The 16,253-nt window shown below is 67.1% G+C and carries 14 protein-coding genes, 1 tRNA gene and 1 pseudogene; 12 read left to right on the top strand and 4 right to left on the bottom strand.

Annotation, left to right across the window (positions count from 1 at the left end; all coding sequences use genetic code 11):
• The coding region (locus GH681_RS15875; protein WP_228111933.1) for a tyrosine-type recombinase/integrase at positions 1-557 on the top strand (557 nt) is incomplete at its 5' end.
• Positions 558-667: 110 nt separating this feature from the next.
• Positions 668-865: pseudogene (locus GH681_RS15870) on the top strand (transposase domain-containing protein); the annotation flags it as partial.
• A 7-nt stretch (positions 866-872) separates the two neighbouring features.
• On the opposite strand, the gene GH681_RS15865 reads toward GH681_RS15870, so the two are convergent.
• On the bottom strand, positions 873-1,022 hold the full coding sequence (locus GH681_RS15865; protein WP_153162467.1) for a MerR family DNA-binding transcriptional regulator: 150 nt from the start codon (positions 1,020-1,022) through the stop codon (positions 873-875).
• Between the two features lie 198 nt (positions 1,023-1,220).
• Positions 1,221-1,297 (bottom strand) — tRNA-Met (locus GH681_RS15860).
• A gap of 49 nt (positions 1,298-1,346) precedes the next feature.
• Here GH681_RS15860 and miaB point away from each other — a divergent pair.
• The 8 genes from miaB to GH681_RS15820 all read left to right on the top strand — a co-directional run bounded on the left by miaB (position 1,347) and on the right by GH681_RS15820 (position 11,299).
• Positions 1,347-2,681 carry a tRNA (N6-isopentenyl adenosine(37)-C2)-methylthiotransferase MiaB gene (gene miaB, locus GH681_RS15855; RefSeq protein ID WP_153162466.1) on the top strand — a complete coding sequence of 445 codons (1,335 nt, stop codon included), beginning with the start codon at positions 1,347-1,349 and terminating at the stop codon, positions 2,679-2,681.
• Between the two features lie 69 nt (positions 2,682-2,750).
• The gene (locus GH681_RS15850; protein WP_153162465.1) at positions 2,751-3,713 is read left to right on the top strand and encodes a PhoH family protein; all 963 of its coding nucleotides are present in this window, start codon (positions 2,751-2,753) and stop codon (positions 3,711-3,713) included.
• On the top strand, positions 3,710-4,192 hold the full coding sequence (gene ybeY, locus GH681_RS15845; RefSeq protein ID WP_153162464.1) for an rRNA maturation RNase YbeY: 483 nt from the start codon (positions 3,710-3,712) through the stop codon (positions 4,190-4,192). The genes GH681_RS15850 and ybeY overlap by 4 nt, the downstream gene beginning before the upstream one ends.
• A gap of 84 nt (positions 4,193-4,276) precedes the next feature.
• On the top strand, positions 4,277-5,119 hold the full coding sequence (locus GH681_RS15840; RefSeq protein WP_153162463.1) for an HlyC/CorC family transporter: 843 nt from the start codon (positions 4,277-4,279) through the stop codon (positions 5,117-5,119).
• Positions 5,119-6,621, top strand: coding sequence for an apolipoprotein N-acyltransferase (lnt, locus tag GH681_RS15835; RefSeq protein WP_194271254.1), 1,503 nt, complete (start codon positions 5,119-5,121; stop codon positions 6,619-6,621). The genes GH681_RS15840 and lnt overlap by 1 nt, the downstream gene beginning before the upstream one ends.
• Positions 6,622-6,698: 77 nt before the next feature.
• On the top strand, positions 6,699-7,097 hold the full coding sequence (locus tag GH681_RS15830; protein WP_153162462.1) for a TerB family tellurite resistance protein: 399 nt from the start codon (positions 6,699-6,701) through the stop codon (positions 7,095-7,097).
• 55 nt (positions 7,098-7,152) lie between these two features.
• Positions 7,153-8,523, top strand: coding sequence for a TrpB-like pyridoxal phosphate-dependent enzyme (locus tag GH681_RS15825; protein WP_153162461.1), 1,371 nt, complete (start codon positions 7,153-7,155; stop codon positions 8,521-8,523).
• A gap of 97 nt (positions 8,524-8,620) precedes the next feature.
• The gene (locus GH681_RS15820; RefSeq protein WP_153162460.1) at positions 8,621-11,299 is read left to right on the top strand and encodes a cation-transporting P-type ATPase; all 2,679 of its coding nucleotides are present in this window, start codon (positions 8,621-8,623) and stop codon (positions 11,297-11,299) included.
• A gap of 20 nt (positions 11,300-11,319) precedes the next feature.
• Here the strand turns inward: GH681_RS15820 and GH681_RS15815 are convergent, their stop codons facing one another.
• Positions 11,320-12,756, bottom strand: coding sequence for a methyl-accepting chemotaxis protein (locus tag GH681_RS15815; RefSeq protein ID WP_228111936.1), 1,437 nt, complete (start codon positions 12,754-12,756; stop codon positions 11,320-11,322).
• A gap of 12 nt (positions 12,757-12,768) precedes the next feature.
• Complete coding sequence (locus tag GH681_RS23740) at positions 12,769-12,942, bottom strand: hypothetical protein (RefSeq protein ID WP_228111932.1); 174 nt, start codon at positions 12,940-12,942, stop codon at positions 12,769-12,771.
• Positions 12,943-13,242: 300 nt separating this feature from the next.
• Here GH681_RS23740 and glyQ point away from each other — a divergent pair, with 300 nt between their 5' ends.
• Both glyQ and glyS read left to right on the top strand, forming a co-directional pair.
• The gene (glyQ, locus tag GH681_RS15810) at positions 13,243-14,151 is read left to right on the top strand and encodes a glycine--tRNA ligase subunit alpha (RefSeq protein WP_153162459.1); all 909 of its coding nucleotides are present in this window, start codon (positions 13,243-13,245) and stop codon (positions 14,149-14,151) included.
• The gene (gene glyS / locus GH681_RS15805) at positions 14,151-16,235 is read left to right on the top strand and encodes a glycine--tRNA ligase subunit beta (RefSeq protein WP_153162458.1); all 2,085 of its coding nucleotides are present in this window, start codon (positions 14,151-14,153) and stop codon (positions 16,233-16,235) included. The genes glyQ and glyS overlap by 1 nt, the downstream gene beginning before the upstream one ends.
• The last annotated feature ends 18 nt before the right edge of the window (positions 16,236-16,253 follow it).

The following is a 16,253-nucleotide window of genomic DNA, read 5'->3' as shown; positions in this document are numbered from 1 at the left end:
GGGACCGCGTGCTGCTACAGCTGCTCTACAACACCGGCGCCCGGGTCTCCGAGCTCATCGGCATCCGCGTCCATGATCTGGAGCTCGATGTCACACCATCGGTACGCTTGCACGGCAAGGGACGCAAGCAGCGCACCGTGCCGCTCTGGAAGGAAACCGTCGTGGAGATCCGGCGCTGGCTCCAGTCCGCGGGCCTGCAGCAGGACCAGGCGCTGCTGCCCAATCGATGGGGAAAGCCGATGACCCGTTCCAATGTCGCCGAGCGACTCGCCCGGGCAGTGAGCGCGGCAACGCCGCGGTGCCCGTCGTTTCAAGGGCGAACGCTCTCTCCCCATACGCTGCGCCATACGACCGCGATGCACCTGCTGCAGGCCGGCGTCGACCTCACGGTCATTGCCCTGTGGCTCGGGCACGAGAGTCCGGTAACGACGCATGGCTACGTCGAAGCGGATCTGGCCATGAAGGAGCGCGCCTTGGCCGCGATCGCGCCTCCCGAAACCCGCGGCGTGCGCTATCGGCCGACCGATGCGCTGTTGAAGTTCCTGCAGGCTCTTTGATTATGCGCAGCCGGTATGGGCGGGGCGCCGCGGATCGGGCGGCCCGCCGCCGGCGACTCAGCATAATCGCGGACTGGACATAATTGCGCTTATGTCGAGTTCAGCATAAGCGCAAGAACTGGCTCTTCGCCGGGTCGCTGCGCGCTGGCAAACGGGCGGCCGCGATCATGAGCCTGATCCAGTCCGCGCGCCTGAATGGCCACGAGCCCTTCGCCTATCTGAAGGACGTCCTCACCCGCCTGCCGACTCAGCCGCAGAGTCGGATCGGGGAGTTGCTGCCGCATCGGTGGAGGCCGGAGTCAGCCTGAGACACGGTCAAGAGGGGATCGCCGGGGGCTTACCTTCGTCGTAGCGCCGATAGCTGTTGAGCTGACGGTCGCCTTTAAGCAGCCCCAGCTTTTCGTAATAGAGCAGCGTGGATCGCGATAGCCCGAGGCTTGAAGCGAACTCAGAAATATTGACCATGACTGGATGCTCCGTCTTCGAAGAAAATTGTTGACGGCGGAATCGTAAGCTGTGGAGTTATAGACAGGTCAAGTCGCGCGATGACTCCGTTTTGCGCTCCATCTCATCACGCGGGTATCGCAGCTACCCCGGTTGCCGAGGCGTGGTCAAAACGCAAAAAAGCCGCTGAACCTTGCGATTCAGCGGCTTAGTGTTCTGTGGTGGTGATGGGCGGAGTCGAACCGCCGACCTACGGGTTATGAATCCGTCGCTCTAACCATCTGAGCTACATCACCAACCTGAGCCCGCTATAATAGAGTTTTAGAGCACCTCGGTCAACAAAAAATGAAGAAGCTTTATATCCGTACCTTCGGCTGTCAGATGAACGAGTACGACTCGGACAAGATGGCGGATGTGCTCGGAGCTGCCGATGGGCTTGAGAAGACCGATAACCCTGAAGAGGCGGATGTGATCCTCTTCAACACCTGCTCGGTGCGCGAGAAGGCGCAGGAGAAGGTGTTTCACGATCTCGGTCGGGTCAAGCACCTCAAGCAGAAGAATCCCAACCTGATCATTGGTGTGGGTGGTTGCGTGGCGAGCCAGGAGGGCGAGGCGATTGTCGCCCGGGCGCCGTATGTGGATCTGGTCTTCGGGCCGCAAACCCTGCATCGCCTGCCTAAGCTGATCGCCGAGCGCAGGTCGTCCGGCCGTTCGCAGGTGGATATCTCCTTCCCCGAGATCGAGAAGTTTGACAACCTGCCGCCGGCGAGGGTGGAAGGGGCGAGCGCCTTCGTGTCGATCATGGAGGGCTGTTCGAAGTACTGCACTTTCTGCATCGTGCCTTACACCCGTGGCGATGAGGTCTATCGTCCGCTGGCCGACGTGCTGGCCGAAGTGGCCGGGCTGGCGGCCCAGGGCGTGAAGGAGGTGACACTGCTTGGCCAGAACGTGAATGCCTGGCGGGCGCCAGTAGATGGCGATGGCGGCGAGATGGCCGACTTTGCCTTCCTGCTCGAATGCGTGCATGACATCCCGGGCATCGAGCGCCTCCGTTACACCACCTCGCATCCGCGCGAGATGACCCAGCGGGTCGTCGATGCCTACGCCAAGCTGCCCAAGCTGGTGTCTCACCTGCACCTGCCGGTTCAGGCCGGCTCGGATCGCGTGCTGGCGGCGATGAAGCGTGGCTACACGGTGCTGGAATACAAATCGCTGGTGCGCCGCCTGCGCGCTGCACGGCCGGATATTTCCCTGTCGTCCGATTTCATCATCGGCTTCCCGGGGGAGACCGAGGCCGATTTCGAGGCGACGATGAAGCTGATCGACGATCTCAAGTTCGATACGTCGTTCAGCTTTGTCTACAGCGCGCGCCCTGGTACGCCGGCTTCGGATCTGCCGGACGACACGCCGGCCGACGTCAAGCTTGCCCGCCTTGCGCGCCTGCAGAAGCGCATCGAGGAGCACGCGGCCGAGATCAGCGCCAGCATGGTTGGCAGCGTTCAGCGCATTCTGGTCGAAGGCCCGTCGAAGAAGGATCCCAACGAGCTCGCCGGCCGGACCGACAACAACCGTGTCGTAAACTTTTCGGGTAACCCTCGTCTGGTGGGCAATTTCGTCGATGTGACGATCACCTCGGCGCTGCCGCACTCGCTGCGCGGCGAGATCGTCGTGAAGGATTGAGCGGCCGGATGACGATCCGATCGTGACAGCCACTTTCCCGCCGGGCGCTGGTCTGGCAGCATGTACCTGATGAAGCCAACCGAAATCACGCTGCATCCCCTCGACAACCTGCGCCTCGCCAACCTGTGCGGGGTGCTCGACGAGAACATCCGCCAGATCGAAACCGCCTACGACGTGACGATCGCCCGCCGGGGCGAGCGTTTCACGCTGCATGGCGAGTCGCCGCAGGCCCACGTTGCGGCGCGCGCGCTGCGGCATTTCTACGATAGATCCGACGCGCCGCTTTCTGTGGATGACATCCAGCTCGGCCTCATCGAGCTGGCCAATCTGTCCCAGGCCAACCCGCCGGCGCCGACCCTGCTCACCCGCAAGAGCGAGCTGCACGGCCGTACGCCGCGTCAGGTGGATTACATCCGGCAGATCCAGGAGCACGACATCACCTTCGGCGTCGGCCCGGCCGGCACCGGCAAGACTTATCTTGCGGTGGCGAGCGCGGTGGATGCGTTCGAGCGGGAGCACGTGGAGCGCATCGTCCTCACCCGTCCGGCGGTCGAGGCGGGCGAGCGGCTGGGCTTTCTGCCCGGTGATCTGGCCCAGAAGGTAGATCCGTATCTGCGCCCGCTCTACGACGCGCTCTACGATCTGATGGGTTTCGATCGCGTCACCAAGCTCTTCGAGCGCGGGTGCATCGAGATCGCGCCCCTGGCCTTCATGCGCGGGCGCACCTTGTCGCGGGCCTTCATCATCCTGGATGAAGCCCAGAACACCTCGCCCGAGCAGATGAAAATGTTCCTCACCCGCATCGGCATCGGCTCGCGGGCGGTGATCACCGGCGACCTGACCCAGGTGGATCTTCCCCGCGGCCAGAAGAGCGGCCTGGGCGAGGCGGTCCAGGTGCTTGCCGATGTGCGCGGCGTGGCTTTCACCCACTTCCTGAAGGAAGATGTGGTGCGCCACCCCCTCGTTGCCCGCATCGTCGACGCCTACGAAAAGCATTCCCAGCGCAACCAGCAACAGCAGACCCAGCAATGACCCAACCCAAGCTTCCTCGCCGACTCGACCTTTCGGTGCAATACGCCTGTAACCGCGAGGGCGTACCCTCCCGCATCGATTTTCGCCGCTGGCTGCGCGCGGCCGAACCCGGCGCGGCGCGCATCACCGTGCGCATCGTGGATGAAGACGAAGGCCGCGAACTCAACCGCGATTACCGCGGCAAGGATTACGCCACCAACGTGCTCACCTTTGCCTATGATGAAGGCGAGGACATGCCGCTGCCCGAAGGCCTGCCGCTGATGGGCGATCTGGTGCTGTGCAGGCAGGTGGTCGAGTGCGAGGCGGCGGAGCAGGGCAAGGCGCTGGACGCCCATTACGCCCACTTATCCGTGCATGGTATGCTGCATTTGCAGGGCTTCGACCACATCGAGGACGCCGAGGCCGAGGAGATGGAAGCGCGGGAGCGCGAGATCCTCGCCGGGCTGGGATATCCCGACCCGTACGCGGGAGAACGATGATCTGGTGGGATGAGCAATGCGCCATGGGCGATGGGTCGGAACCCCGATTCATCGCCCATCGCCCATTTCTCATCAACCCCTTTTATGGAACCCTCCAGTAGTAAACCGTCCTTGCTAGAACGGCTTTCCGCCCTCCTGACCCGGGAGCCGGAAGACCGCGAAGAACTTCTGCACCTTCTGCACGCCGCCCACGACCGCAATCTGTTTGACGCGGACGCCCTGGCGATCATCGAAGGTGCGCTCCAGGTGTCCGAGATGCAGGTGCGCGACGTGATGATTCCCCGCGCGCAGATGGATGTCGTCAATCTTGCCGACTCCGTCGAGGACATCACCCGTTTTGCCATCGGCGCTGCCCATTCCCGCTTTCCCGTCGTCGGCGAAGGCAAGGACGACGTGCTCGGCGTGCTGCTGGCCAAGGATCTGCTGCGGGTCTTTGCCGGCGAATCCTTCAACCTCCGCGAGATGCTCCGCCCCGCGGTGTTCGTCCCCGAATCCAAGCGACTCAACGTGCTGCTGCGGGATTTCCGCGTCAGCCGCAACCACATGGCCATCGTGGTGGATGAGTACGGCGGCGTGGCCGGGCTCGTCACCATCGAGGACGTGCTCGAGCAGATCGTCGGCGACATCGAGGACGAATACGACTTCGACGAGACCGCCGACAACATCCGCATCGACCAGGCCGGCCGCTACCGGGTCAAGGCCGGCACCGAGATCGAGGATTTCAACGAAGCCTTCGGCTGCGAGTTCAGCGACAGCGAGTACGACACCGTCGGCGGCCTGCTGATCCGCAAGCTCGGCCGTCTGCCCAAGCGCAACGAGGTCGTCGAACTTGAAGGTCTGCGCTTCCAGGTGCTGCGCGCCGACAGCCGGCGCATTCACTCCCTGCTGGTCGAGCGCTTGCCCGACACCGACACGGTCGGCGGCTGATGGGCTGGCTGCGTCTCGTCGGGGCCCTCCTGGCCGGAGGGGCTTCGGTGCTCGCCTATGCGCCGGTCGGGTTGTTTCCCCTTGTCTTCGTCGCGCTGGGCGTGCTGTTCTGGCTGCTCGGGCCGGGCGCGCCTGCGGCGCTGCATGACGCGTCGCCGGGTCGTCGCGCCCGGGCCGGATTCGTCACCGGCCTTGCCTGGGGCCTCGGGGCAATGCTCGGCGGTGTCTCGTGGCTGTACGTGGCGCTCCACCGTTTTGGGGGCATGCCGGCGCCGCTGGCCGCGCTGGCCATCCTGCTGTTCTGCGCGCTGGTGGGCGTCTTTGCCGGCCTGGCCGGTGCCGCCTTTGGTGGCCTGCGGCGGGGCAGGGCGGTGCCGGATGCCGCGCTTTTCGCCGCCTGCTGGCTGATTTTCGAATGGACCCGCTGCTGGATCTTCACGGGCTTTCCGTGGCTTGCCGTCGGCTACAGCCAGACGCCGCCCAGCCCGCTGGCCGGGTTTGCGCCGGTGGTGGGCGTGTTCGGCGTGGGCGGGCTGGTGGCGCTGGTGTCGGCCTTGGCCGTGGCCGCGCTGGCCGAGCGGCGTTGGCAGCCGCTGCTGGGTGTGGCGCTGGTGATCGGCGCCGGGGCCGGGCTGCGCCAGATCGCCTGGACGGCACCTGTCGGCGAGCCCGTCAAGGTGGCGCTGCTGCAGACCAACATCGAGCAGAGCCTCAAGTGGCGGCCCGAGATGCTCCAGCACTGGCTCGACCGCAACCTGACAATGGTGCGCGACAACCCGGCGCAGATCGTCGTGCTGCCCGAAACCACCATTCCGCTCCTCATCGACTACCTGCCGCCGGGCTACCTGGAGGCCGTCGGCCGCAGCGCGGCCAGCCACGGCGGCGACGTGATTCTCGGCACCTTCACCCGCGACGCGGAAGGCCATATCTTCAACGCAGCGATCAGCCTCGGCGCGTCGCCCTCGGGCCATTATGCCAAGCAGCATCTGGTGCCCTTTGGCGAGTATTCGCCGCCGATGTTCCGCTGGTTTTACGATCTGGCGAACATTCCGATGGCCGACCAGACCCGGGGCCCGGAGCGTCAGCCGCCGCTGGCCCTGGCCGGGCAGAAGGTGGCGATCAACATCTGCTACGAGGACGTGTTTGGCGAGGAGCTGATCCGCAGCCTGCCCGAGGCCACGCTGATGCTCAACCTCTCCAACCTGGCCTGGTATGGCGACTCCTTCGCCCAACCCCAGCACCTGCAGATCGCCCGCCTGCGCGCGCTGGAAACCGGCCGGCCGATGCTGCGCAGCACCAACACCGGGATGACCGCGCTGGTGAGGCCCGACGGCCACGTCGAGGCGGTGCTGCCGCCGTTCGAGGCGGGGGCGCTGCACGTGTCGGTGCGCGGCTATCAGGGCCTGACGCCCTACGCCCGCTGGGGCAACGGTCCGGCGGTTGGCATTGCGCTGCTGTTTCTGGGCGTGACGGTGCTCGCTGGGCGCCGCCGACGGGCCTGAACCTCCGGTGGCGGGAGCGCTGGCGCGTATGAGCGTATGATCGCGTTTCGCCCTTTATCGAACAGGATCATCGAACCATGCGCGCTTATCCGACCAACAGCCCCGAGGCGCTCGCACGCCTGATCGCCATGGCGATTCTCGCCGATGGCCGGCTGGACAACCGGGAAATCGACTGGCTCAAGCACCACGACACCGTCTCCCTCGTCGGCATCGAGCAGGACGTGCTCATCCAGGCGCTGCTCGACTGCTGTCGCGACGTCATCACCGAGGCCGAGCAGGAACGGGTGTTCCTCCTCGAAGAGCGCCGGCTGGCCCGGTTGGCCGACGACATCGTCGATCCGACCCTGCAGAAGGTCGCCCTGTCGGCGATCCTCATCATCGCCAAGGCCGACGGTGCCGTCAGCGAAGGCGAGCAGACCCTGCTGCGCTACCTGATGAAGCACTGGGGCATCGCCCTGGAAGATCTGGCCGCCTGAGCGTCGGCCGCCCCTTTCAAACACGACAAAACCAAGACCGATCAGGAGGAAAACCATGAGCGACCAGATCAAGTATCTGCTCGACGAATCCCGCATGCCCAAGGCCTGGTACAACATCGCCGCCGATCTGCCGGTGCCACTGCCGCCGCCGCTCCACCCGGGCACGCTCCAGCCTCTCGGCCCGTCCGATCTGGCGCCGATCTTCCCGAACGCGATCATCGCCCAGGAGATGTCCACCGAGCGCTACATCGACATCCCCGAGCCCGTCCGTGACGTGCTGTGCCAGTGGCGCCCCAGCCCGCTGTTCCGTGCCCGCCGTCTCGAAAAGCTGCTCGGCACGCCGGCCAAGATCTACTTCAAGTACGAAGGCGTGTCGCCCGCCGGCAGCCACAAGCCCAACTCCGCCGTGCCCCAGGCCTGGTACAACGCCCAGGAAGGCGTGAAGCGCCTCGCCACCGAAACCGGCGCCGGCCAGTGGGGGTCGTCGCTGGCCTACGCCGGCGGCCTGTTCGGGCTGGATGTGACCGTCTTCCAGGTTCGCGTGTCGTATGACCAGAAGCCCTATCGCCGCGCCCTGATGGAAACCTGGGGTGCCCGTTGCATCCCGTCGCCGTCGCCCGAGACCGATTACGGCCGCGCGGTGCTCGCCGAGCATCCGGACCACATCGGCTCCCTGGGCATCGCCATCTCCGAGGCCGTCGAGGTGGCCGCCAAGAACGACGACACCAAATACGCGCTGGGCTCGGTGCTCAACCATGTGCTGCTGCACCAGACCATCGTCGGCGAGGAAGCCATCCTGCAGATGGAGATGGCCGGCGACGACCCGGACGTGGTGATCAGCTGTGTCGGCGGTGGCTCCAACTTCGCCGGCATTGCTTTCCCCTTCCTGGGCCAGCAGCTGCGCGGCGAAACCACCAAGAAGCGCCGCATCGTGGCGGTCGAGCCCTCGGCCTGTCCGTCCCTTTCCCGCGGCAAGTACGCCTACGATTTTGGCGACACCGCCCACCTCACGCCGCTGGTCAAGATGCACACCCTCGGCAGCGACTTCACCCCGCCGGGCCTGCACGCCGGTGGCCTGCGCTACCACGGCATGGCGCCGCTGGTGAGCCACGTGATGGAGCTCGGCCTCATCGAAGCCCAGTCCTACGGCCAGACCTCGTGCTTCGAGGCCGGCGTGATGTTCGCCCGCGCCGAAGGCATCGTGCCGGCACCGGAGTCCACCCACGGCATTCGTGGCGCAATCCAGGAAGCCCTGCGCTGCAAGGCCGAAGGCAAGAGCGAGACCATCCTGTTCTGCCTGTCCGGCCACGGCCACTTCGACATGACCTCCTACACCAACTACCTCTCCGGCAAGCTGGTGGATCAGGCCTACGACGAGAAGGAGCTGGCAATGGCCCTGTCGATGCTGCCCAAGGTCGACGCCTGACGGTTTGCGGGGCGGCCCCGGCAGCGGCCGCCTCGTTGAACCCGCCTGGCCGGGCTGTGGTCCGACCAGGCAAACCGCTTCAATCTGCCACTGTGCCATGACCGCCTCCGCGCCCTCCGACTGGCATGCCCGTCCTCACGACGAGGCATTCACTGAACTGGCTTCGAGCGCCGACACGGGGCTCGCCGAAGGCGACGCTGCCGAGCGCCTGGCCCGCCACGGCCCCAACCGCATCGACGCCAAGGCCGGCCGCGGTCCGCTCCTGCGCCTGGCGCTGCAGTTCCACCAGCCCCTCATCTACATCCTGATCGTCAGCGGGGCCACTGCCGCGTTTCTCGGCGAATGGGCCGACGCCGGCGTGATCTTCGGCGTCGTCGTGGTCAATGCCCTGATCGGCTTCATTCAGGAAGGCCGCGCCGAGAACGCCCTGGCCGCCCTGGCCCGCAGCGTGGCCAGCGACGTGACCGTGCTGCGCGACGCCACCCGCCGCCGGATTGATGCCGTCGAACTGGTGCCCGGCGACGTGGTGTGGCTGGCTGCCGGCGACAAGGTGCCGGCCGATCTGCGCCTCTTCGACGCCCGCGCCCTGCAGGTCACCGAGGCGTCGCTCACCGGCGAATCCACCGCCGTCGCCAAGCACGCCGACCCGATCGCCGCCGACAGCGTGCTGGCCGACCGGGTCAACATGGCCTACGCCGGCACCCTCGTCGTGGCCGGGCAGGCCGGCGGGCTGGTGGTGGCCACCGGCCGCGCCACCGAGACCGGCCGCATCGCCGATCTGCTCGACGCCACCGAAACCCTCGTCACGCCGCTTACCCGGGCGATGGAGCGCTTCTCCAATTTCCTGCTGGTGGTCATCCTGGGCCTTGCCGCCCTTGGTTTTGCGGTGGGCAGCCTGCGCGGCGAGCCGCTCCTCGACATGCTGATGGCCGCCGTGGCGCTGGCCGTCGGGGCGATCCCCGAAGGGCTGCCGGCGGCGATCACCGTCACCCTGGCCATCGGCGTGGCGCGGATGGCGAAGCGCCGGGCCATCATCCGCCGGCTTCCGGCGGTCGAGACCCTGGGCAGCACCACGGTGATCTGCTCCGACAAGACCGGCACCCTCACCGAAAACCAGATGACCGTCCGCGCCCTCGTCGCCGGCGGCCAGCAGTTTGCCGTGGACGGTGACGGCTACGCGCCGGAGGGGGCGGTGACGCTGGACGGCCAGCCCGCCGCCGTCGCCGGACCGCTCCGCGACCTGCTGGTGATCGGCGTGCTGTGCAACGACGCCGGTCTGGCCCGGAAGGACGGCGCGTGGACGATCACCGGCGACCCCACTGAAGCCGCGCTGCTGGTGGCCGCCCGCAAAGCCGGGCTGGACGAGCAGCAGCTGCGCGCCGATTCACCGCGCGTAGACGAGATCGCCTTCGACTCCGCCCGCCAGTACATGGCCAGCCTCCATCGCCTGGACGGCCAGCCGGTGGCGCTGGTGAAGGGCGCGCTGGAGGCGATCCTGCCCCGTTGTTCTAGCCAGCTCGGCCCGGACGGCGAGCCCGTGGCCATCGACGTGGACGCCATCGATGCCCAGGCCCGGGCGCTGGCGTCCGACGGCCTGCGGGTGCTGGCCTTCGCCCGCGCCGAGGTGGCCAGCGAGCAACTGGACGAATCCGCCCTGGCCGGTGGGCTGTGCCTGGTCGGCCTGCAGGCCATGCTCGACCCACCGCGTCAGGCGGCGCTCCGGGCGATCCAGGCCTGCGCTGCGGCCGGGGTGGCGGTCAAGATGATCACCGGCGACCACGCCGAGACCGCCCTCGCCATCGCCCGCAAGCTCGGCCTCGCCGGCCCCACCTCGCGGGCCGTCACCGGGCGCGAGCTCGCCGCGATGGACGATGCAGCGCTGCAGGCGACGGTGGGCGAGGTGAGCGTCTTCGCCCGGGTCGAGCCCGAGCAGAAGCTGCGCCTCGTCCAGGCCCTGCAGGCGCGGGGCGAGGTGGTGGCGATGACCGGCGACGGGGTGAATGACGCGCCGGCCCTCAAGGCGGCCGACATCGGCGTGGCGATGGGCGCCGGCGGCACCGAGGTGGCCAAGGACGCCGCCGCGATGGTGCTCACCGACGACAACTTCGCCACCATCGAGGCGGCCATCGAGGAAGGGCGGGGCGTCTACGACAACCTCGTCAAATTCATCATCTGGACGCTGCCCACGAACTTTGGCGAAGGGCTGGTGATCCTTTTTGCGGTGCTGGCCGGCGTCACCCTGCCGATCACGCCGCTGCAGATCCTGTGGATCAACATGACCACCGCGGTGCTGCTGGGGATGGCGCTGGCCTTCGAGCCGATCCAGCGGGACGTGATGGGCCGGCCGCCTCGGGCGCCGGGCGCGGCCATCCTCGACGCGGTGTTGATCCGCCGCATCGTGCTGGTGGGCGTGCTCCTGCTGGTCGCCTCCTTCGGGCTGTTCCTGCGCTGGCGTGGCCTCGGTGCATCGCTTGAGGAGGCGCGCACGGTGGCGGTCAATGTTTTCGTGGCCGGCGAAATCGCCTACCTCTTCAACTGCCGCAACCTGCGTGGGCCGTTCTGGTGTTGCGGGTGGTGGTCGAACCCGTGGTTCTGGGGTGGCATCGGTGCGATGGTGGCGCTGCAGGCGCTGTTCACCTATCTGCCGGCGATGAACCGCGTGTTTGCCTCGGCGCCGATCGGTCCGATGGCGTGGCTGGAAATCGGGGCTGCGGCGCTTGCGACGGCGCTGGTGGTGGGGATGGAAAAACGCCTCGGCCGGGGCCGAGGCGTTTAGCTTCGTGCGGGGGAGGGGCGTCAGACCCGGAAGCGGGCGATCTGATCCTTGAGCCCGCCCGCGATGCGTTCGAGATTGACCGCCGCTTCGGCCGCGCCGCGGATGTTGGCCGAGGAGTTTTCGACCATGTGCGAGATCTCCTCGACCTGCTGGGCGATGGACGTGCTTGCGGCGCTCTGTTCGTGGGTCGCGTCGGCAATCTCGTGGGCGCGGGCCAGGGCTTCCTGGGCGCCGGCCTCGATGGCCGTCAGGGCGCCGGTGGCCGCGGTGGCCAGGGCGATGCCGTGATCCACTTCGGGCAGCGCGGCGTTCATCGCGCGGACGGCCTCGCCGGTGTCGCCCTGGATGCCGGTAATCATCTGCTCGATCTCGGTGGTGGCCGACGAGGTGCGTTCGGCCAGCTTGCGCACTTCGTCCGCGACCACCGCGAAGCCGCGGCCCTGCTCGCCGGCGCGGGCCGCTTCGATGGCGGCGTTGAGCGCCAGCAGGTTGGTCTGGCCAGCGATCTCCTTGATCACGTTGGCGATCGACGACACCTCGCCGATGCGCTCCTCCAGCGCGCGGATGCGGTCCGAGGCGCCGATGACGGTCTCCGACATCTTGCGGATCGCGCTGACGGCTTCCTCTACCCGGGTGCTGCCTTCGGCGGCCAGGCGCATCGACTGCTGGGCATTGACTTCGGTCTCGCGGGCGCTGGCCGAGATGTGGCTGGAGCTGACGGTGAGTTCCTCCATCGCGGCGGCCATCGCGGCGGTGGCGTCGGACTGCCGTTCGGCGGCGTCGGCCACCTGGGTGGACACCCGGGAGATGTGGTCGGCGTTGCTCACCAGCTGGTTGGCCCCGTCGTTGATCTCGCCCACCATCCGGCGCAGCGCCCGCATCATGCCCGACAGGGCGTGCAGCATGCTGCCTTCCCGGGTCTCGCCCAGGTCGGTGGTGAGATTGCCGTCGGCCGCCTGCTGCATCACCGAGGTGGCGCTCTGGGGCTCGCCGCCAAGCTGGCGGGTCACGCTTTCGCTGATGCGCCAGCCGAACACCCCCAGCACGGCCAGCAGCAGCGAGATGCCGCCCAGGATTGTGGCGATGGCGCGGAACTCCCGGTCCACGTCGTCCACATAGATGCCGGTGCCGATGATCCAGCCCCACGGGGCGAAGCCGGTGGCGTAGGACACCTTCGGGCTGGATTCCTGGGCGCCCGGCTTGGGGAACCAGTAGTCGACAAAGCCGCCGCCGGCGTTGGCCGCTTTCACGATGTCCTGGATGATGAACTTGCCGTTGGTGTCCTTCAGCCCGCTGGCGTCGCGGCCCTCCATCTCGGGCTTGGTGGGGAACAGCACGTAGTGATTGGCGGCGGTGACGACGAAGAGGTAGTTGTTGCCGTCGTAGCGCACCGCGCGCAGGGTTTCGGTAGCGGCCTTCTTGGCGTCGGCCTCGGAGAGCGTCCCGGCCTGGGCCAGCGCGTGGAAGTGCTAGAGAACGCTCGCGCCGCTTTCGACCAGATGCTTGGTCTGCACCTTGCGGTCGTCCATCATGGACGTGCGCAGGCTGCCCAGGCTGACGGCACACAGGGCGACCAGACCGAGCATCATCATTCCGATGAGCAGGCGCATACGTGCGGCGACGGCCAGGTTGGCTAACTTCATGGTCTGGATTCTCCTTGGTGACGCCTGCTTACCGTCCCATTCCCATGGCGGCCGGCCGAAATGGCCGCTCCCGGAGCAACGGCAGGTCGTTTTCATTGGCAAGTGGTGTGGCCCGAGCTATTACGGTTCGTGGAAGTAATTCCTTGAGTTAAGTAGGGATATTTGGCGGTCGCGCGGCTTTGGCGGGGTGGGCAGCGTGGTTTCCTGGGTTGCCCGTGCGGCCGGGCGTTCCCTGACTGCCCAAACACAGTAAAATCGATACTTTGCCCAAAACCGCGCGGCCCTCGCCGCGGAGCATCCATGTCCGTCCAAAAACCGACTTTCCAGCAGATCATCCTGCGCCTCTCGAACTTCTGGGCCGAGCACGGCTGCACGCTGCTCCAGCCTTACGACATCGAGGTCGGCGCCGGCACCTTCCACACCGCCACCTTCCTGCGCGCCATCGGCCCGGAGCACTGGAACGCCGCCTACGTTCAGCCGTCCCGCCGCCCGAAGGACGGCCGCTACGGCGAGAACCCCAACCGCCTGCAGCACTACTACCAGTACCAGGTGGTGCTGAAGCCCTCGCCGGTCAATATCCAGGAGCTCTACATCGACAGCCTGCGCGCGCTGGGCATCGATCCGAACGCCCACGACATCCGCTTTGTCGAGGACGACTGGGAATCGCCCACCCTGGGCGCGTGGGGTCTGGGTTGGGAAGTCTGGCTGGATGGCATGGAAGTCACCCAGTTCACCTATTTCCAGGAAGTCGGTTCGCTCTCCTGCCGCCCGGTGCTGGGCGAGATCACCTACGGTCTCGAGCGCCTGGCCATGTACCTGCAGGGCGTCGAAAATGTGTATGACCTGGTCTGGTCGATCGGCCCGGATGGCACGCCCGTCACCTACGGCAATGTCTATCACCAGAACGAAGTGGAGCAATCCACCTACAACTTCGAACACTCCAACGTGGAGTGGCTGTTCCGCCTGTTCGGCGAATACGAAGCCGAAGCCAAGCGCCTGATGGCCGTGCCGCTGGTGCTGCCGGCCTTCGAGATGGTCATGAAGTGCTCCCACACCTTCAACCTGCTCGACGCCCGTGGCGCGATCTCGGTGACCGAACGCGCCGCCTACATCGGCCGCGTGCGTGCGCTGGCCCGCGAAGTGGCCCAGGCCTATTACAACTCCCGCGAAGCCCTCGGCTTCCCGATGCTGAAGAAGGAGGCCGCGTGATGACCGGCGCGACCCTGCTCGTTGAACTGCTGACCGAAGAACTGCCGCCCAAGGCGCTGCCCAAGCTGGGCCAGGCCTTCTCCAACGCCATCGTGGCCGGCCTGCGCACCCGTGGCCTGGTGGCCGCCGAAGGCGATTTCCGCTGGTTCGCCACCCCGCGCCGCCTGGCCGTGACCGTGCCGCACGTGGTGGCCGAGGCCGCAGCCAAGGACGTCACCGAAAAGATCATGCCGGTCTCCGTCGCCCTCACGGCCGACGGCCAGCCGACCCCGGCCCTGACCAAGAAGCTCGAAGGCAAGGGCATCCCCCTGTCGGCCGTGGCCAGCTTCGAGCGTCGCATGGACGGCAAGGCCGAGGCCCTGTTCTACACCAGCACCGTGGCGGGCGCGAAGCTCGCCGACGTGCTCGCCGGCATCGTCCAGGACGCCCTCAAGGCGCTGCCGATTCCCAAGGTGATGCGCTGGGGCGACGGCGACGCCACCTTCGTGCGTCCCGCCCACAAGCTCACGCTGCTCCACGGCGCCAATGTGGTGCCGGGCCGCGTGCTCGACATCGAATCCGGTCGCACCACCCGCGGCCACCGCTTCATGAGCAAGGGCGACATCGAGATCGCCACCGCCGACGCCTACGAGCCCACGCTGCTGGCCGAAGGCAAGGTCATCCCCGACTTCGCCGAGCGCCGCGCCAACATCGAGAAGCAGCTCGTCACCGAGGCCGGCCGCCAGCATGCCACCCTCGGCGAATACGCCGACCTGCTCGATGAAGTCACCGCGCTGGTCGAGCACCCGACCGTTTACGTGGGCGAGTTCGAGGCCGAGTTTCTGGCCGTGCCGCAGGAATGCCTGATCCTCACGATGCGCGCCAACCAGAAGTACTTCCCGCTGTTCGACGGCGCCGGCAAGCTCACCAGCCGCTTCCTGATCGTCTCGAACATGGAGCTGGCCGACCCCTCCAACATCGTCGCCGGCAACCAGCGCGTGGTGCGCCCGCGCCTGTCCGATGCCCGCTTCTTCTTCGAGCAGGACATCAAGGCCGGCCTCACGCCGCGCGTGGTCAAGCTTGGCTCGGTGGTCTATCACAACAAGCTCGGTTCCCTGGGCGACCGGGTCGAGCGCCTGTCCACCGTGGCCCGCAAGATCGCCGGCCTGCTGGGCGCCGACGAGAACCTCGCCAACCGCGCCGCGCTGCTCTCCAAGGCCGATCTGCTCACCGACATGGTCGGCGAGTTCCCCGAACTGCAGGGCATCATGGGTCGCTACTACGCCCTGGCCGAAGGCGCCCAGCCGGTGGTGGCCGAAGCCATCGAGCAGCACTACCGCCCGCGCTTTGCCGGCGACGCGCTGCCCGACTCCAACATCGGCCGCGCCCTGGCCCTGGCCGACAAGCTCGACGCCCTCACCGGCTTCTTCGGCATCGGCCAGATCCCCACCGGCGACCGCGATCCTTTCGGCCTGCGCCGTGCCGCCCTGGGTGTGCTGCGGATCCTGATGGAGGGTCAGCTGCCTCTCGATCTGGTCACCCTCATCAACGAATCCGCCGGGGCCTTCAACCCGGGCGTGCTCGGCGCCGAGCTGCCCGGCCCGCTGTTCGACTTCATGCTCGAGCGCCTGCGCAACCTGCTGCGCGACGCCGGCCACGCCCAGGACGTGGTGGATGCGGTGCTGGCCCTCAAGCCGACCCGCATCGATCTGGTGGTGCCCAAGCTCGAGGCCGTCGTGGCCTTCCAGCAGCTGCCCGAAGCCGCCGCGCTCGCCGCCGCCAACAAGCGGATCGTCAACATCCTCAAGAAGACCGAGGTCGCCCCGGGCGAACCGGACGTGGCGCTGCTCGTCGAGGACGCCGAGAAGGCCCTGTTCCACGCCATCGTCGAGGTTGCTCCGCTGGCCCGCTCCCACTTCCAGAACGAGGCCTACACCGAAGCCCTGCGCGTGCTCGCCGGCCTGCGTGCGGCGGTGGACCGCTTCTTTGACGAGGTGATGGTGATGGCCGACGAGCCGCTGGTGCGTCAGAACCGCCTGGCCCTGCTGGCTCAGCTGGCGGGTCTGATGAACCAGGTGGCCGACATCTCGCGGCTCTCCGCGTGAGCCGGGCAAGGGGGCAGT

Source organism: Zoogloea sp. 1C4, assembly GCF_009469605.1.
GTDB classification, from domain to species: domain Bacteria; phylum Pseudomonadota; class Gammaproteobacteria; order Burkholderiales; family Rhodocyclaceae; genus Zoogloea; species Zoogloea oryzae.
The sequence above is the reverse complement of the archived record's forward strand: the minus strand, read 5'-3'. Positions and strand labels throughout refer to the sequence as shown.